The 15,500-nt window shown below is 36.9% G+C and carries 15 protein-coding genes, 1 pseudogene and 1 riboswitch; of the genes and pseudogenes, 14 read left to right on the top strand and 2 right to left on the bottom strand.

The genetic code is table 11. The annotated features are described in order from the left end of the window. Positions 1-105 precede the first annotated feature (105 nt). The 3 genes from OL234_RS05940 to OL234_RS05930 all read left to right on the top strand — a co-directional run bounded on the left by OL234_RS05940 (position 106) and on the right by OL234_RS05930 (position 3,204). Complete coding sequence (locus tag OL234_RS05940) at positions 106-858, top strand: gamma-glutamyl-gamma-aminobutyrate hydrolase family protein (protein ID WP_437184435.1); 753 nt, start codon at positions 106-108, stop codon at positions 856-858. Next, a complete protein-coding gene (locus OL234_RS05935) occupies positions 859-2,241 on the top strand; it encodes an APC family permease (protein WP_275468327.1) in 1,383 nt (460 codons plus the stop codon). Positions 2,242-2,385: 144 nt separating this feature from the next. After that, the gene (locus tag OL234_RS05930) at positions 2,386-3,204 is read left to right on the top strand and encodes a hypothetical protein (protein WP_275468326.1); all 819 of its coding nucleotides are present in this window, start codon (positions 2,386-2,388) and stop codon (positions 3,202-3,204) included. Between the two features lie 54 nt (positions 3,205-3,258). On the opposite strand, the gene asnA is transcribed toward OL234_RS05930, so the two are convergent. After that, on the bottom strand, positions 3,259-4,263 hold the full coding sequence (asnA, locus tag OL234_RS05925; RefSeq protein WP_275468325.1) for an aspartate--ammonia ligase: 1,005 nt from the start codon (positions 4,261-4,263) through the stop codon (positions 3,259-3,261). A 957-nt stretch (positions 4,264-5,220) separates the two neighbouring features. On the opposite strand from asnA, the gene OL234_RS05920 reads away from it, so the two are divergent. Together OL234_RS05920 and OL234_RS05915 are read left to right on the top strand one after the other, a co-directional pair. Beyond that, on the top strand, positions 5,221-5,568 hold the full coding sequence (locus OL234_RS05920; RefSeq protein ID WP_275468324.1) for a BMC domain-containing protein: 348 nt from the start codon (positions 5,221-5,223) through the stop codon (positions 5,566-5,568). A gap of 123 nt (positions 5,569-5,691) precedes the next feature. After that, positions 5,692-6,549: pseudogene (locus OL234_RS05915) on the top strand (glycerate kinase); the annotation flags it as partial. Positions 6,550-6,727: 178 nt separating this feature from the next. After that, positions 6,728-6,925, top strand: a riboswitch (cobalamin riboswitch). A gap of 58 nt (positions 6,926-6,983) precedes the next feature. Here the strand turns inward: OL234_RS05915 and OL234_RS05910 are convergent. Then, the gene (locus OL234_RS05910; protein WP_275468322.1) at positions 6,984-7,991 is read right to left on the bottom strand and encodes a PocR ligand-binding domain-containing protein; all 1,008 of its coding nucleotides are present in this window, start codon (positions 7,989-7,991) and stop codon (positions 6,984-6,986) included. A 278-nt stretch (positions 7,992-8,269) separates the two neighbouring features. On the opposite strand from OL234_RS05910, the gene OL234_RS05905 reads away from it, so the two are divergent. From OL234_RS05905 to OL234_RS05865, 9 genes are all read left to right on the top strand, one after another. Beyond that, on the top strand, positions 8,270-8,554 hold the full coding sequence (locus OL234_RS05905) for a BMC domain-containing protein (protein WP_275468321.1): 285 nt from the start codon (positions 8,270-8,272) through the stop codon (positions 8,552-8,554). Between the two features lie 2 nt (positions 8,555-8,556). Beyond that, complete coding sequence (pduB, locus tag OL234_RS05900) at positions 8,557-9,372, top strand: propanediol utilization microcompartment protein PduB (RefSeq protein WP_275468320.1); 816 nt, start codon at positions 8,557-8,559, stop codon at positions 9,370-9,372. Positions 9,373-9,388: 16 nt separating this feature from the next. Beyond that, positions 9,389-11,053, top strand: a complete 1,665-nt coding sequence (locus OL234_RS05895) for a propanediol/glycerol family dehydratase large subunit (RefSeq protein WP_275468319.1) — start codon at positions 9,389-9,391, stop codon at positions 11,051-11,053. A gap of 19 nt (positions 11,054-11,072) precedes the next feature. Next, positions 11,073-11,804 (top strand): propanediol/glycerol family dehydratase medium subunit, encoded by a 732-nt coding sequence (locus tag OL234_RS05890; protein ID WP_275468318.1) that lies wholly within the window; start codon positions 11,073-11,075, stop codon positions 11,802-11,804. A gap of 12 nt (positions 11,805-11,816) precedes the next feature. Continuing rightward, positions 11,817-12,335 carry a diol dehydratase small subunit gene (locus OL234_RS05885; protein WP_275468317.1) on the top strand — a complete coding sequence of 173 codons (519 nt, stop codon included), beginning with the start codon at positions 11,817-11,819 and terminating at the stop codon, positions 12,333-12,335. 16 nt (positions 12,336-12,351) lie between these two features. Next, a complete protein-coding gene (locus tag OL234_RS05880) occupies positions 12,352-14,184 on the top strand; it encodes a diol dehydratase reactivase subunit alpha (RefSeq protein ID WP_275468316.1) in 1,833 nt (610 codons plus the stop codon). 4 nt (positions 14,185-14,188) lie between these two features. Then, on the top strand, positions 14,189-14,524 hold the full coding sequence (locus tag OL234_RS05875) for a glycerol dehydratase reactivase beta/small subunit family protein (RefSeq protein WP_275468315.1): 336 nt from the start codon (positions 14,189-14,191) through the stop codon (positions 14,522-14,524). A gap of 5 nt (positions 14,525-14,529) precedes the next feature. Next, positions 14,530-15,054, top strand: coding sequence for a BMC domain-containing protein (locus OL234_RS05870; protein ID WP_275468314.1), 525 nt, complete (start codon positions 14,530-14,532; stop codon positions 15,052-15,054). 141 nt (positions 15,055-15,195) lie between these two features. Then, positions 15,196-15,474 (top strand): BMC domain-containing protein, encoded by a 279-nt coding sequence (locus OL234_RS05865; protein ID WP_275470118.1) that lies wholly within the window; start codon positions 15,196-15,198, stop codon positions 15,472-15,474. Positions 15,475-15,500: the final 26 nt, after the last annotated feature.

The following is a 15,500-nucleotide window of genomic DNA, read 5'->3' as shown; positions in this document are numbered from 1 at the left end:
GGGACATTATTGTCCTCTCCCTCTTTTTGTTTATCCTAGGCAAACAAGTATTGTTATTGTTTGCTTCTATTGATTAATATTTAATAGGGGGTCATTATGTTGGAAATAAAACCGATTATTGGTATATCTGGTAGTTTAATTATTGATGAAGGTGGAATGTTTCCTGGTTATAAACGCTCATATGTTAACAATGACTACATAGCTTCTGTTATTTCGGCTGGAGGCGTCCCTTTAATGCTTCCTTTTAATGAGGATGTAGCTGTCACTAAAGCACAAGTTGCGATGTTAGATGGGTTAATATTATCCGGTGGGCATGATGTGTCACCTTTGAATTATGGTGAAGAAGTATCACAAGACACAGGAGATATCTTTCCAGAACGTGATCAGTTTGAGTTATTATTGATAGCAGAAGCGGAAAAAAACGAGCTAGGTATTTTAGGTATTTGTCGAGGCTGTCAGTTATTAAATGTCTATCATGGTGGCGACTTATATCAAGATTTATCTAATATACCCAGCAGTACAACTATTTTAAAACATAATCAAGGTCATCGGTCAGATTTAGCAACTCAGACGCTAGAAATTTTACCAGAAAGCAAATTATTTAATAGTTTAAAACAACCACAAATTAAAATTAATTCATTTCATCATCAGGTTATTAAAAATGTTGGAACGCCTTTTCAAGTAACGGCTAAAACGGCTGATGGTGTGATTGAGTGTATTGAAAATAGTACCTATTTTTGGGAAGTAGGAGTCCAGTGGCATCCTGAAATGATGCAAGCGACTTCCCCTAACATGCGAACGTTGTTTAAGTCATTTATTCAGTCGGTTAGGGAAAAGAAACAACAGGAGGTTGGCTAGATGGCTAAGACAGTTAAGTTTGGTTTTTGGTCCATTGTTCTATTAGGCATAAATTCGATTATTGGGACGGGGATCTTTTTAACACCGCAAGAAGTTGTTTTAAAAGCAGGTAGTTATACACCACTGGTTTATATGATTGCAGCTTTCTTTGCGATTATTTTAGCAGTGACCTTTGCCTCAGCTTCTAAATATGTTAATACAAATGGGGCAGCTTATGCATATAGCAAGGCAGCTTTTGGTGACAATGTTGGTTTTTATGTAGGGATTACTCGTTTTGTAGCTGCTTCGATTGCTTGGGGTGTCATGGCTACAGCAGTGGTTAAAACAAGTGTTAATATCCTTAATGGTCCAACCGATATCAGTACCTCACAGGTCACGCTTGGTTTTATTATTTTAATGGCAATATTATTAGGAATTAATTTAGCCGGGACGTATGTTTTGAAACTATTCAGTAATATTTCTACTATTGGGAAAGTCTTAGCATTAGTTGTAGCGATTCTAGCAGGGTTTGTTATTTTTATGAAAACAGGTCAAAATCATTTAGCAGAAGTTGACACTATGGTAGCTATCAAGATGAATTTAACCACGATGACGGGTGCTATCATGGCAGCATTTTATGCTTTTACAGGGTTTGAAAGTTTAGCGAGTGCAGCCTCAGAGATGGAAAATCCTGAAAAAAATTTACCACGAGCAATCCCCTTAGCTATTATTATAATTGCAATTATTTATATTGGAATTATTGGTATTGGCTTAATGATAAATCCAAGTGCGATTGTAGTCTCAAAAGAAGTGGTAGTTTTAGCAGCCGTTTTTGACAATCCTTTGATTAAAAATATTATAACGTACGGTGCCTTGGTCTCCATGTTTGGAATTAATATTGCGGCTTCTTTTGGGACGCCCCGTGTTTTCGAAGCAATTGCCTCAGAAGGACAGTTACCGCGTAAGTTTGCAGCTAAAAATGCTAAAGGTGTGCCACTCTTTGCTTTTATCATTACCGCTATTTTAGCTATTTTAATCCCAATGAGTTTCCAATATGACATGAAAGGTATTATGGTTATTAGTTCGGTGTCTCGCTTTATTCAGTTTTTAGTAGTACCAATGGCAGTTGTGAGTTTTTATCATGGGAAAAGTAAACAAGCTATTCTCCAAAACGTCAGTAAAAATTATCTGACGGATGTGGTTATTCCTGTGTTAGCTTTTATAACATCGTTGTTTTTATTACTAAAATTTGATTGGCAGGGACAGTTCTCTCTTATTTCAGATACAGGTAACAGCCATCTCAATTTTTATGCGATAGGTTCCATGTTAACAGGCTATATTGTCTTGCCAATTATTCTAAAAATATATAATGACTGGTACATAAAACAATTTGAGTCTCATTAGCTTATTCTGTTTTTTACCAATAAGAAATTGAATCATCAATAAGTTCTGTAAGAGGTGATGGTTAAAGACTACAATTAAGTAGTCTTTTTTTAATGGTTACGATACAATGAGGGTATAAATGTTTTATAAAAAGGAGTGTTGACAATGAAAAAGTTAGCAGTTATTAGTTTGTTAATGACAACACTAGCTTTAGGTGGCTGTCGTCAGTCCCTTGATTCGGTAGTGGAAAAGACGATCAGTTCAGAGTCTTCAGGAGTTAAGAAAAAAACAACTGATGATAAAATGAAAGAAAATAAAAATACTAAAGATAGTAGTGACGTGAGAATGGATTCAGAGGTTAAGTCAAAATCAAAAGGTATTAAAACGAATGATAATGAGAAAGAAGAACCTCAAAAAGAAACAGTTATTCAGGAAACTGCAAGGGAAACAGAAGAGGGGACTGACTCTCAAGAGTCAGTATCCGCTGATCCCAGAACACTTGACCCACAATCCATCTATTATCAAGCGACTCCTGAAGAATTAGCTGAGGGTGCTAAGAGAGAGCAAGAAGCGCAAGATAAATTTCATGCTCAACAGTTGGAATCATCAGAAGAGAGTAATTCTTCTCAAGATAGTATTAATAGGGATCCCTCTACTTTGACTGACTTTTTAAATACTTATGGTATGACGCCGACTCTTTATAAAATACAAGTAGAAGGGATGTCAGAAGAAGAGGCGCTTAAAAGTACGCCACAAAATATGAAGACGTCAGGTGAAATCCAATCTGAATATTTAAAATATATCCAACCTTTCGAAAAAGCTAACACAGAGTTAGATGAAGAGAATGAGGAAGAGCATGATGAAGAAGAATCTGACTTAGAGTTGCTTGGTCTTGATGAAGAAGAGTACGATCACAATTTTGATGAAGATCGTTATGATGAAGGTCAATATCAAGAAGATTTTGATGAGATGGATGATTATTAGGCTTGTAATAAAAAGACACTGCTACTAATAAAGGCGCAGTGTCTTTTTATTATTTTATAATAAGAAAATATTATTCTTACAAGCCTCAATTGTTTCCTCGTCCCAAAGAGAGACTTGAACTTCACCGATATGTGCTTTTTCTAATAAAAGCATGCACATACGACTTTGACCGATTCCTCCACCGATCGTTAAAGGGAGTTTATTCTTAGCAACTTGTTGATGAAATTTAAAATCCAGCCGTTCCATTGCATTGGCTTTTTCTAACTGTTTTAAGAGCGAGTGCTCGTCCACACGAATCCCCATACTTGATAGTTCCATGGCACAGTTTAGTGGCTCATGCCAAAATAACAAATCCCCATTTAAAGCCCAATCATCATAGTCAGGGGCACGGTGATCATGAGGAGAGCCACTTGTTAATTTATCGCCAATTTGCAAAATAAAGGTTGTTGGATGTTCTTTAACAAAGGCATGTTCACGTTCTTTGCTGTTTAAATCAGGATAACGATTTTCTAATTCCTGACTGGTAATAAACGCAATATCTGTCTCAATTTTAGTTGTAATACTAGGATATTTGGTGTGTAAGCGACTAGCCGTTTCGGCCATTGCATTCACCAAACTTTGAACGACTTCTTTAAGATAATCGAGAGTTCGTTGCTCTTTAGTGATAACACGTTCCCAATCCCATTGATCGACGTAAATCGAATGTAAGTTATCCAAGGTTTCGTCACGACGAATCGCGTTCATATCGGCATAGAGTCCATTTCCAGGATGAAAATCATATTGTTTTAAAGCTACTCGCTTCCATTTAGCCAGTGAGTGAACAACTTCACCATCAGTGTTTAGGGAAGGGACATCAAATTGGACTGGTCGTTCAACCCCACTTAGGTTATCATTCAATCCTGATTGGGAATTAACAAAAAGAGGAGCTGAAACTCGTTTTAATTTTAAACTACCAATCATGGCTTCTTCAAAACATCGTTTGATAAAACCAATGGCGGTTTGGGTTTCATAAATACTTAAACTTGAGTGATAATGAGGGGGGATTTGAGTTTTACTCATAGGACAGACACTTCTTTCTAATCTATTTTTAACCATACTACCATAAAATGGGGTTAAATCAATGTTTTTAACTTGGAAATTTACTGAAACTTATTTAAGGTCTGATTTTTAGAAAGTTGCCATTACCAATGTAGAGACTAGATTAACAAAGAAATTTCAATTTATTTTTTCACATAACTTTCAATTTTTAAGACTTGTCAAATAACTTAAAAGATAATAGGCTAAGGTGATAAAAGCAAGTAACAGTCTGATGACTAGTAATGACTAGTAAAGGAGATATAAAGGAATAATTAGTGAAATGGCTGATAAAGAAGTGGCGCGATTGACTTCCTCTTTTAATAAAATAACTAAGCTATTTCAATTAATTAGTTTATTAATCTTATTTATTTGTGTTTTTACAGTGGTTGTTTTAGTAATTAAGGAACAAGTCAGCACGTTATCGTTTTAGCGGCATATTGCAAGCACTGGATTTTAATAAAAAAATGGTAAGAGCCATTATTTATTTTTAGCAATCCTAGTTGCTATTTATTCTTTTCTGGTAGTTTTAGTAGTTCAAGTTATCAGTTCTTTTACGCCAGTTATAATTACATTTGAGTTAACTCAAACATTAGCTACTATCGTTGGTGGAGCAATCGCGATATTTGTAATGACTGTTGGACTAAGTCGTAGGTTATTAACTACAAAAGTGATGACCCTCCTTAATAAATAATGTGATAATTTTGTTGAATTAAATGATAATAAAGCTATTTTCATCTTATGAAGTATGTGATAGATGATAGAAAAAAGTAAGTTTAATAGGGTTTTGATAAAAAATTGACTTAGTATTTTTTACTGAGTCGCTTTTTTTATTTTATGCTAATCATGACAATTTTGTTATCGATTGACATAGGTTATCTGAAAGCGTAGCCTTAACTTATCAACTAAATTAAAAATTAATTTCAGAGATAGGTGAAAATAATGGAAGAAACACAACGCATGATTCAAGAGTATGTTCCCGGAAAACAAGTCACATTAGCACATATTATTGCTAGTCCAACACCAGAAATTTTTGAAAAATTAGGGCTACCAGCTAATCAACATAGTTCTTTAGGTATTTTAACAATCACTCCTAGCGAAGCGTCAATTATAGCTGTCGATTTGGCAACTAAAAGTAGTAACGTTGACATAGGATTTGTAGATCGTTTTTCTGGTTCCGTTGTTTTGATGGGAGATATGAGTTCGATCGAGTCAGCTTTAGATACAGTATTGGACGGTTTAAATAAAATTTTAGGCTTCTCTGTTTCAGCTGTTGTCACACGGACGTAAGTCGTTAAAATAGTTATGTGAAAGATATAACAAAATAGTTATGAAAGTAAACAAAAAAGTGCATATCAGCCTGTGATAAATTTGTTAAAATAAGGGGGAGGACATAGTTAGGGGGAAAAAAAGATGCGAGAAGTATATTCTGTTAGCCCGTTAGTTGAAGACCAAGGAGACAATAATCAATTAATCGAACAAATGCGACTAGATTTGAAAGCCGTTTCAAAAGATACTGAAGTCCTTCAGTTACCAGAGGTAGATTTTGAACGTCATTTACAAGTGTTGATGGACTATCATAATCAGTCACTTCGTTCTACCAGGGTAGAAGGCCCATTAAAATTTTCAGTTGATGCCTTGTACGGCTACGATACTGATAAAAAAACAGTTTTTATTGATGTTGGCTCAGTTTTAGGTGCTAAGACTGTGCCACCGTTAGCACGAGCACCACTTATGAGTACGAGTCACGGATTAGGTGAGCTACTAAAAAAGGTAGTTAAAAATAACACGGAACATATTGTCTTTTTAAATGTCGAAAATATTGCAACTGACTTAGGTTTAGGCATGTTAGAGTCTCTGGGTGTGATATTTTATGCAGATAATGGTAGACAAATCAACATAACAGGTGGTAAAATAGGACAAATAGCAAGTTTTTCTTATGAAAAATTAGACTCTAAATGGTTACAGTGTGATTATGAAATATGGAGTGACACAAAAACTTTTGGGCCACTTTTCGGTGAACATGGTTTGGCTATTAGAAATCAAGAATTGACAGGCGCAAGTTTTGCTATAGCTAAACTACTTGATAAACAAACAGCAAGTTGTGTCAATGAAATAGATAAGCTTCTTAAAAAGGTGTCACCAGAACCCGAACATCTGAGTGCTGGAAATGGCTTGGCTTTTGCTTGCTTTAACTTTTTCAAACAAGTGAGAGTGGAAGATGAGTTGGAGGCTTTGATAGACTATTTAGATATCAGTGAGCACCTAGGCGCTATTAATTATTTTATTATTTTAGATCGTAACACACATTTAAGGCAGCTACTTGCCACTTACGAGTTACCAGTGATTGTCATTAGTCGGATTAGTAGTCTAGCTGATCGTTTACCCAATGAAGTACATCTTTTACTAGCTGATTTACTTGAAGAAGACCCTCAGCTATTTAGTCAACAATTAGCAGAAAATTTAAGGTTACTTTATTTTAGAGAATCTTATTAATTGAATAATATGTTTGAAGGAAATCAGTGAAAATCTGATACTGTACCCGCAACTGTATTGTGGACAAAGCAAATAACCACGGCGTAAGTTGGAAGGATTTGTGGCGGATGAAGCAAAGTCAGGATACTTCAGCCAGGACTTTTTCGGGAGTAAAAAAGTCGGGCGTTTTTTTAGTGTCTATTTAAAAGACTAAAAAAGAAGCGTTCCGATTATACTCGGAACGCTTCTTTTTCTTTTTGAATGATTTGGCGATAGTCACGTGGCGACATTTTAGTGGTTTTTTTAAATAACTTACTAAAATAACTTGATTGAGAGTAACCAAGACTATGGGCAATACTGTCAATAGACCAAGTTGAATCTTGCAATAGAATCATCGCACGGCTAATTTTTTTCTCATTAATATAGTCAATAAATGTGATGCCAACTTCTTTTTTAAATAATTTACTAAAATAATAGCCAGAAAGGTGGACGTAATCAGCAACTTCATCGAGAGTAATGACCTCGTTAAGATGGTCGTTGATATACTTAATAGCTGTGCTAATCTCCGGTCGTTCAATTTGTGGTAAACGCTGTTCAAAGCGTTCGATATTCCGAACAATTTCTAAAGACGTTTTCGGTTGAGTCGGCTTAACTTTTTTGATAGAAGGTTCTGTTTGAGTGAAATTTGGTAAATTTGTGGCAGATTCAACATTAGCCTTAAGTGAGGTGTTCATAATATCAGCCAGATAGTAATTGATAATAATCGTTAGTAATTCACTGCCGGCTTTGATTTTTTCAGGAGTGGTGAGAGGCATAGATTCATAGACTTCGACAAATAAAGGATCGTTTTTCCAATCTGTTTTTTCGTTGATAATCTCTTGGAAAGGATGCGCTACTTCAATACGCGTTTGTCCGCAAAGAATAAACCCAATTAATTGGTTGTCAATTGTGACAGGGTAAGAAAAATCTACTAATCCTGCATGGCAAACGTAAGGGGTTGTTTGTTTATTTTTTATAGAACTGCGACCACCGAACATATCGCAATGTTGACATAATTTTCGTGTATCCTCATTATTTCTCATTAGTTGGCAAAAGGGTGAGAAACCATAGCCAGGTGTCAGCTCAATCCCTTGGGTATCGACTAAAATCGTTGCCAATCCAGTTGCTTCAGTAAATTCGCTTAATAATTTGTCTAAAATCTTTTGGTTAGGCTCAATAAATTCTAAATGATCTTCCATATAGTCACATTCCTTATTAAAAAATTTGTTTAGCGATAACAAATATCTACCTTATTTCAATAAGTATACTAAAAAAATAAAAGATGTGCAAACTGCCTATAAAATAGGTTTATTTGTGTTTAAAAAACAAACAGTTAAAGAAAACGATAACAAAATAGTCTGAAAACAGGGATAAAAAAAACTATGACAAAAAAGCTATGGCTAAAATGTCATAGTTTTTTTTTGTATTCTAGGGATGCAAGAGAAATACATAACTTACTTATTCAGGAGGAATTGCTATGCAACAAGAAGCTTTAGGCTTAATTGAAACTCGTGGTTTAATTGCATCAATTGATGCAGCTGATGCAATGGTAAAAGCAGCGAACGTTACATTAGTAGGTCAAGAAAAAATCGGCCAAGGACTTATCACTGTTATGGTACGTGGTGACGTTGGTGCTGTTAAGGCAGCAGTTGATGCGGGTGTAGCCGCAGCAGAATCAATCGGTGAAGTTCTTTCTCATTATGTTATTCCGAGACCTCATACAGATGTTGAAAAAATTTTACCAAGTCAAAGTGGTAAATAATAATGGCAGCAGATGAAGAAGTAGTAAAAAAAATTATGGAACGTCTGATGGCAACATCATCACCTTCAGTACCTAATGACGTAATAGCTGATACAAAGGAGGAAACATCGATGGATAAAAAAATGAGTTCACTAACAGAGTTTGTAGGAACAACAGAAATTGGCGATACAATCGGACTGGTTATTGCTAATGTTGATACACGTTTAAGTGAAGCAATGAAACTAAAGAAAAATTACCGTTCAATCGGCATTGTTGGTGCAAGAACTGGGGCTGGTCCTCAAATCACGGCAGCCGATGATGCTGTTAAAGCGACTAATACAGAAATCGTAAGTGTGGAATTACCACGTGATACTAAAGGTGGCGCAGGACATGGTGTCTTAATTATTTTTGGTGGTGAAGATGTTTCAGATGTTCGCCGTGCTGTAGAAGTGACCTTAAAAGAAACTGAGCGCACATTTGGCGATGTTTACGACAATGAAGCAGGTCATATCGAATTACAATATTCAGCAAGAGCAAGTTATGCCTTAGAAGAAGCGTTTGGTGCAGAAGTTGGCAAATCATACGGTTTAATTGCTGGTGCTCCAGCTGCTTTAGGTGTTGTGATGGCAGATAAAGCAGTCAAAGCAGCTAACGTTGAAGTTATTTCATATGCTTCTCCAAATAATGGACAAAAATATTCAAATGAAGTAACCATTCATATTAAAGGTGATTCAGGAGCTGTTAAACAAGCTGTTATCGCAGCAAGAGAAGCGGGTAAAGACTTATTACACACTTTAGGTAGTGAACCAACAAGTGCTTTCCCTTCATACATACAATAGTCAGGAGGAATAACTTATGAAACGTTCAAAACGTTTTGAAGCATTAGAAAAACGCCCAATCCACGAAGATGGATTTGTTAAAGAGTGGATCGATGAAGGATTTATCGCAATGGAAAGTCCAAATGATCCTAAACCTAGTATTAAAATTGAAAACGGCATCATTACTGAATTAGATGGTAAAAAACGTGAAGATTTTGACTTGATTGATAACTATATTGCCTCTCATGGGATTGATAAAGATAACGCTGAAAAAGTGTTAGCTATGGATTCGGTCTTACTAGCAAGAATGTTATGTGATCCCAATGTCTCACGTGAAGAAATCATTGATTTGACAACTTCAATGACGCCAGCTAAAACAGTTGAAGTAGTGAGTCAAATGAACGTTGTTGAAATGATGATGGCAATGCAAAAAATGCGTCCACGTCGTCGTCCAGCAACTCAATCACATGTTACTAATTTACGTGATAATCCAGTTCAAATTGCAGCAGATGCAGCAGAAGGAGCGTTGCGTGGCTTTGCAGAACAAGAAACAACGGTTGCGGTGGCACGTTATGCCCCTCTAAATGCCATTTCGATTATGGTTGGATCACAAGTTGGACGTCCGGGTGTTTTAACGCAATGTTCAGTTGAAGAAGCTTTAGAACTTGATTTAGGAATGCGCGGTTTTACTGCTTATGCGGAAACAATTTCAGTTTATGGGACTGATCCTGTATTTACTGATGGTGATGATACACCGTGGTCTAAAGGGTTCTTAGCGTCATGTTATGCCTCACGCGGATTGAAAATGCGCTTTACTTCAGGTTCAGGTTCAGAAGTTATGATGGGTTATGCCGAAGGTAAATCAATGCTTTATTTAGAAGCTCGTTGTATTTTCATTACTAAAGCAAGTGGGGTACAGGGGTTACAAAATGGAGGTGTTAGCTGTATTGGTATACCAGGTAGTGTCCCTTCTGGTATACGTGGTGTGTTAGCTGAAAACTTAATTTGTACAATGATGGACCTAGAAGTAGCTTCTGCTAACGACCAAGCATTCTCACACTCAGATATGCGTCGTACAGAACGTCTAATGATGCAATTCTTACCAGGAACAGACTACATTTCATCAGGCTATTCATCAGTACCAAACTATGACAATATGTTTGCTGGTTCAAATACAGATGCTGAAGATTTTGATGACTATAATGTTTTCCAACGTGATTTGAAAGTAGATGGTGGTGTTTACCCAGTTACTGAAGAAGAGACAATCAAAATTCGGAATAAAGCAGCTCGTGCTATTCAAGCAGTATTTGAAGGGTTGGGTCTACCAAAAATTACAGATGAAGAAGTTGAAGCAGCAACTTATGCTCATGGTTCTAAAGATATGCCGGATCGTAATTTAGTTGAAGATATGAAAGCGGCACAAGAAATTCTTGATCGTAAATTAACAGGGGTTGATGTTGTTAAAGCACTTGCTGAAGGCGGCTTCCAAGATGTCGCACAAGAAGTCTTGAATTTATTAAAACAACGTATTGCTGGTGATTTCTTACAAACCTCAGCAATGTTTGATGAAAATTGGCACGTTATTTCAGCTGTCAATGACTGCAATGATTATATGGGACCTGGAACAGGCTATCGCGTCGAAGGCGAACAATGGGAACGTATTAAAGATATCCCAATGGCCATGGACCCTCGTTCAATTTAGTTAAAGGGAGGAAATAAAAATGTCTGAAACTACTATTAATGAACAGTTACTACGTGCCATTATTCAAGATGTCTTAAAAGAAATGCCAATGGATGATCAACCAGTAACGTTCCAAGAAACAATGAGAAATGAATCAACGACGATCATTTCTGCTGATACAATCCCCGCTGCAAAAAATGTGCCAACGCCAATTAAAGACGTGGCTTGGTTCAAACATGTTGGTCCCGCTCAAGCAGGTACATCAAAAGATGAAGTTATTATTGCAGTTGCGCCAGGTTTTGCCGAAGCAATGACTAGTAACTTATTAAATATCCCTCACAAAGAAATTTTACGCCAAACAGTGGCTGGGATCGAAGAAGAAGGATTGAAAGCTCGTATCATCAAAGTGTATCGTACAGCCGATGTGTCATTTGCTGGGGTTGAAGGCGATCATTTATCAGGATCTGGTGTCGCAATTGCGATCCAATCTAAAGGTACAAGTATTATCCACCAAAGAGATTTAGAACCGTTGTCAAATTTAGAATTATTCCCTCAAGCACCAACGCTAACGCTTGACACTTATCGAGCAATTGGTAAAAATGCTGCAAAATATGCAAAAGGTGAATCCCCAGATCCTGTTCCAACTGTGAGTGATCAAATGTCACGTGTTGCATATCAAGCAAAATCAGCATTAATGCATATCAAAGAAACAAAATACGTGGTCATTGGTAAACAGGCTGAAGAAATTCAAGTCGATTTTACGAAAGATTAAGGGGTGGCAAAAATGGCAGAATTAGATGATTTAATTAAAAATATTATGACTAAAATGGGAGAAACTTCAGCAACGTCAACTTCAATTGGTTCAGTTACCCAAACAACTGATACCAAAGTGATGTCACGTGAAGATTATCCACTATATGAAAAACATAACGATACAATCAAATCACCAAGTGGTAAATCATTGGAAGAAATCACATTATCTGAGGTGTTATCAGGCAATGTTAGCAGTCAAGATTTGCGTATTACTCGTGAAACTTTGAAATATCAAGGTCAAATTGCGGAAGATTCAGGTCGAGGCGCGATTCAACAAAATTTCCAACGTGCTGCAGAATTAACAGCGATCCCCGATGAACGTTTATTAGAGATGTATGGTCAATTAAGACCCTATCGTTCAAGTAAACAAGATTTGGAAGAGTTAGCCAAAGAATTAGAAACACAATACAACGCAACTATCACTGCGGAATTTGTAAGAGAAGCGGCCGAATTTTATGAACAACGTAAAAAACTAAAAGGTGATAACTAAGTAGAGGAGGATCACTATGAAAAAAGTGATTGGTGTTGACATTGGTAATTCCTCAACTGAAGTAGCCTTAGCAAATGTAAGTGATCAAGGTGAGGTAGAATTTATTGATTCTGCCATCGCTGCGACCACTGGTATTAAAGGAACAAAACGCAATTTAATTGGGATTGAACAAGCCATTACAACCCTATTAAACAAGACTAATCTTAGTCCATCTGACATTCACCTGATTAGAATCAATGAAGCGACACCTGTAATCGGCGATGTGGCCATGGAAACAATTACAGAAACGATCATTACCGAATCAACGATGATTGGGCATGATCCAAAAACACCAGGTGGCGAGGGCTTAGGAATTGGGAAAACCGTTCTTTTAACAGATTTGTATAGTAAGACAGATAAGGAAACGCCTTATATTGTCATTATTCCAAAAGAAATCGATTTTGATGATGCCGCTAAATTAATCAATTTGTACATGCAAACAGGATTTAAGATAACAGCAGCGATCTTGCAACGAGACGATGGTGTCTTGATTCATAATCGCTTGGAGAAAAAAATTCCAATCGTTGATGAGGTTGCTTTTATTGATAAAGTGCCACAAAACATGTTAGCAGCGGTGGAAGTCGCTGGTAAAGGTCAGGTTATTTCAGAATTGTCCAATCCATATGGTGTTGCGACAGTCTTTGGTTTAAATCCTGATGAAACGAAAAATATTGTACCAGTTTCAAGAGCTTTAATTGGTAACCGTTCAGCAGTTGTTATCAAAACACCACAAGGTGATGTGAAAGCACGTGTGATCCCTGCAGGAAGTTTATTAGTCAATGGTGACGGACGAACTGAAAAAGTAGGAATTTCACAAGGTGCTGAAAAAATCATGAAAGTTGTGTCAAGTTTCAAAGCAATCGCTAATGTTTCAGGTGAGCCTGGGACTAATATCGGTGGCATGTTAGAGCGTGTTCGCCAAACAATGGCCGGTTTAACTGAAAAACAACTCAGCGAAATTTTTATTCAAGATTTGTTAGCAATCGATACGTTTGTTCCATTAGATGTTAAAGGTGGCCTCGCTGGTGAATTTTCATTAGAACAGGCAGTAGGAATCGCTTCAATGGTGAAGTCAGACCATCTGCAGATGTCGATGATTGCCGACGAAATTTATAGCAAATTTGGAATCACTGTTGAAATTGGTGGTGCTGAAGCTGAAGCTGCAGTATTAGGCGCATTAACAACAGCTGGGACTAGTCAACCACTAGCGATTCTCGATTTGGGGGCAGGCTCAACGGATGCCTCAATTATTGATAAACATGATAAAATTACAGCCATTCACTTAGCAGGTGCTGGTGATATGGTCACGATGATTATCGATTCAGAATTAGGGTTAAATGACCATTATTTAGCTGAAGATATCAAAAAATATCCACTTGCTAAGGTCGATAGTCTTTTCTATATTCGGCATGAAGATGGCACTGTTGAATTCTTTGACAAAGCCTTACCAGCAACTATTTTTGCCAAGGTAGTTGTGATTACGCCAACTGGCTATGTGCCGGTACCGGGTGATTTGAGTATCGAGCAAATTAAATTGATTAGACAAACAGCCAAAAAACGGGTATTTGTGACGAATGCGTTACGTGCACTAGCTCATGTCAGTCCGACCGGAAGTATTCGAGACATTCCTTTTGTCGTGATTGTTGGAGGGTCAGCACTTGATTTTGAAGTGCCACAACTAGTGACCGATGCCTTATCGCATTACAATTTAGTCGCTGGTCGCGGTAATATTCGTGGCGTAGAAGGACCAAGAAATGCGGTCGCAACAGGATTAATATTGTCTTATGCCAAAGAAGTGAAAGGGGCGTAAGAAGATGAGTGTGAATCCGACGATTTATCTTGCAAAATTAAGTGATACAGCGCCTATCAATGCTATTTTATATGGAATTGAAGAGGAAGAAGTGCCGTTTGAAATTGTGACTTGTAACAAATCAACCATGGTAACAGCGGCTTATGACTTAGCTGTTCGTTCGCCTTTATCTGTTGGTATCGTGTTAGATGACCATCAAGCAATGTTACATTATAAAAACTTACCTGAGGATGAGCCGTTATTTCAAATCGGCACTGAACCAGAAGAATTAATGAAATTAGGGGCAAATGCCGCTCGTCTTGTAAAAGGAATTCCTTTTAAGACGTTGAAGGAAGTGTGATTAATATGAATAAAGCCTTAGGAATTATTGAAGTAATCGGTTTTGGCTGCGCGGTTAATATTTCTGATGTTATGGCTAAAACAGCTAATGTTGAAATTCTTGATATTGAAAAAGCCAAAGGGTCAGGTTGGTTAGCTGTGAAGGTAATTGGTGATGTCGGGGCAGTTAATGCAGCGGTTGAATCAGGGGTAGCCTCAGCAAAAATGAGTGATAAATATGTTGCTTCATTAGTTATCCCAAGAGTGGCAGAGGGGTTAGAAGCCATTTTAGTTGAACAAAAAGAATCTGTCACAGTCCAACCAACTGTTGAAAAAAAAACAGAGACAGCAAAATCGGTAGCACCTAAAGAAGCTGTTCCACCTAAAAAAGTTGAAACAGTAAAATCAGATACTAATAAAGTTGTCGCAACTGAAAGTATTAAGAAAGAAGTAGATCCTGGAATAACTAAAAAAGTGACTACTTCTAAACCAGAACCCGTTAAAAAAGCGGTAAAAGCACCAAATACAAAGAAAAAACCTAAGAAATCGTAAAGGTTATTTTTAAACAGCTCGTCTGCGTTAAAGTTAAACTCTTTTAGTTAAATAGCGGGGTATAGCAACAAAGTTATCAAACGAACTGTGTACAAATAAAACGATACGTTTACTTAAAAAACTATCTTATTGGAGGAATTTATTATGAATAACGCATTAGGAATGATCGAAACTAAAGGATTAGTTGGCGCAATTGAAGCTGCGGACGCAATGGTTAAAGCGGCTAACGTGACACTTGTTGGCACAGAAAAAATTGGTTCAGGTTTAGTAACTGTTATGGTACGTGGTGATGTTGGTGCCGTTAAAGCGGCTGTTGATGCTGGCACTAGTGCAGCTGAAAGCGTTGGCGAAGTGTATGCTGCTTACGTCATCCCTCGCCCTCATACAGATGTTGAAACAATTTTACCAACAACAAAATAAGTATTAAAAAATAAGTGAATTCGTTA

The organism is Vagococcus intermedius (assembly GCF_029144185.1).
Lineage (GTDB): Bacteria > Bacillota > Bacilli > Lactobacillales > Vagococcaceae > Vagococcus_D > Vagococcus_D intermedius.
The sequence above is the reverse complement of the archived record's forward strand: the minus strand, read 5'-3'. Positions and strand labels throughout refer to the sequence as shown.

Excerpts from the sequence above, each read along its gene's own strand:
- OL234_RS05935 (WP_275468327.1), top strand. The coding sequence starts at position 859 with ATGGCTAAGACAGTTAAGTTTGGTTTTTGGTCCATTGTTCTATTAGGC.
- OL234_RS05930 (WP_275468326.1), top strand. The coding sequence starts at position 2,386 with ATGAAAAAGTTAGCAGTTATTAGTTTGTTAATGACAACACTAGCTTTA.
- asnA (WP_275468325.1), bottom strand. The coding sequence starts at position 4,263 with ATGAGTAAAACTCAAATCCCCCCTCATTATCACTCAAGTTTAAGTATT.
- OL234_RS05920 (WP_275468324.1), top strand. The coding sequence starts at position 5,221 with ATGGAAGAAACACAACGCATGATTCAAGAGTATGTTCCCGGAAAACAA.
- OL234_RS05910 (WP_275468322.1), bottom strand. The coding sequence starts at position 7,991 with ATGGAAGATCATTTAGAATTTATTGAGCCTAACCAAAAGATTTTAGAC.
- OL234_RS05905 (WP_275468321.1), top strand. The coding sequence starts at position 8,270 with ATGCAACAAGAAGCTTTAGGCTTAATTGAAACTCGTGGTTTAATTGCA.
- pduB (WP_275468320.1), top strand. The coding sequence starts at position 8,557 with ATGGCAGCAGATGAAGAAGTAGTAAAAAAAATTATGGAACGTCTGATG.
- OL234_RS05895 (WP_275468319.1), top strand. The coding sequence starts at position 9,389 with ATGAAACGTTCAAAACGTTTTGAAGCATTAGAAAAACGCCCAATCCAC.
- OL234_RS05890 (WP_275468318.1), top strand. The coding sequence starts at position 11,073 with ATGTCTGAAACTACTATTAATGAACAGTTACTACGTGCCATTATTCAA.
- OL234_RS05885 (WP_275468317.1), top strand. The coding sequence starts at position 11,817 with ATGGCAGAATTAGATGATTTAATTAAAAATATTATGACTAAAATGGGA.
- OL234_RS05880 (WP_275468316.1), top strand. The coding sequence starts at position 12,352 with ATGAAAAAAGTGATTGGTGTTGACATTGGTAATTCCTCAACTGAAGTA.
- OL234_RS05875 (WP_275468315.1), top strand. The coding sequence starts at position 14,189 with ATGAGTGTGAATCCGACGATTTATCTTGCAAAATTAAGTGATACAGCG.
- OL234_RS05870 (WP_275468314.1), top strand. The coding sequence starts at position 14,530 with ATGAATAAAGCCTTAGGAATTATTGAAGTAATCGGTTTTGGCTGCGCG.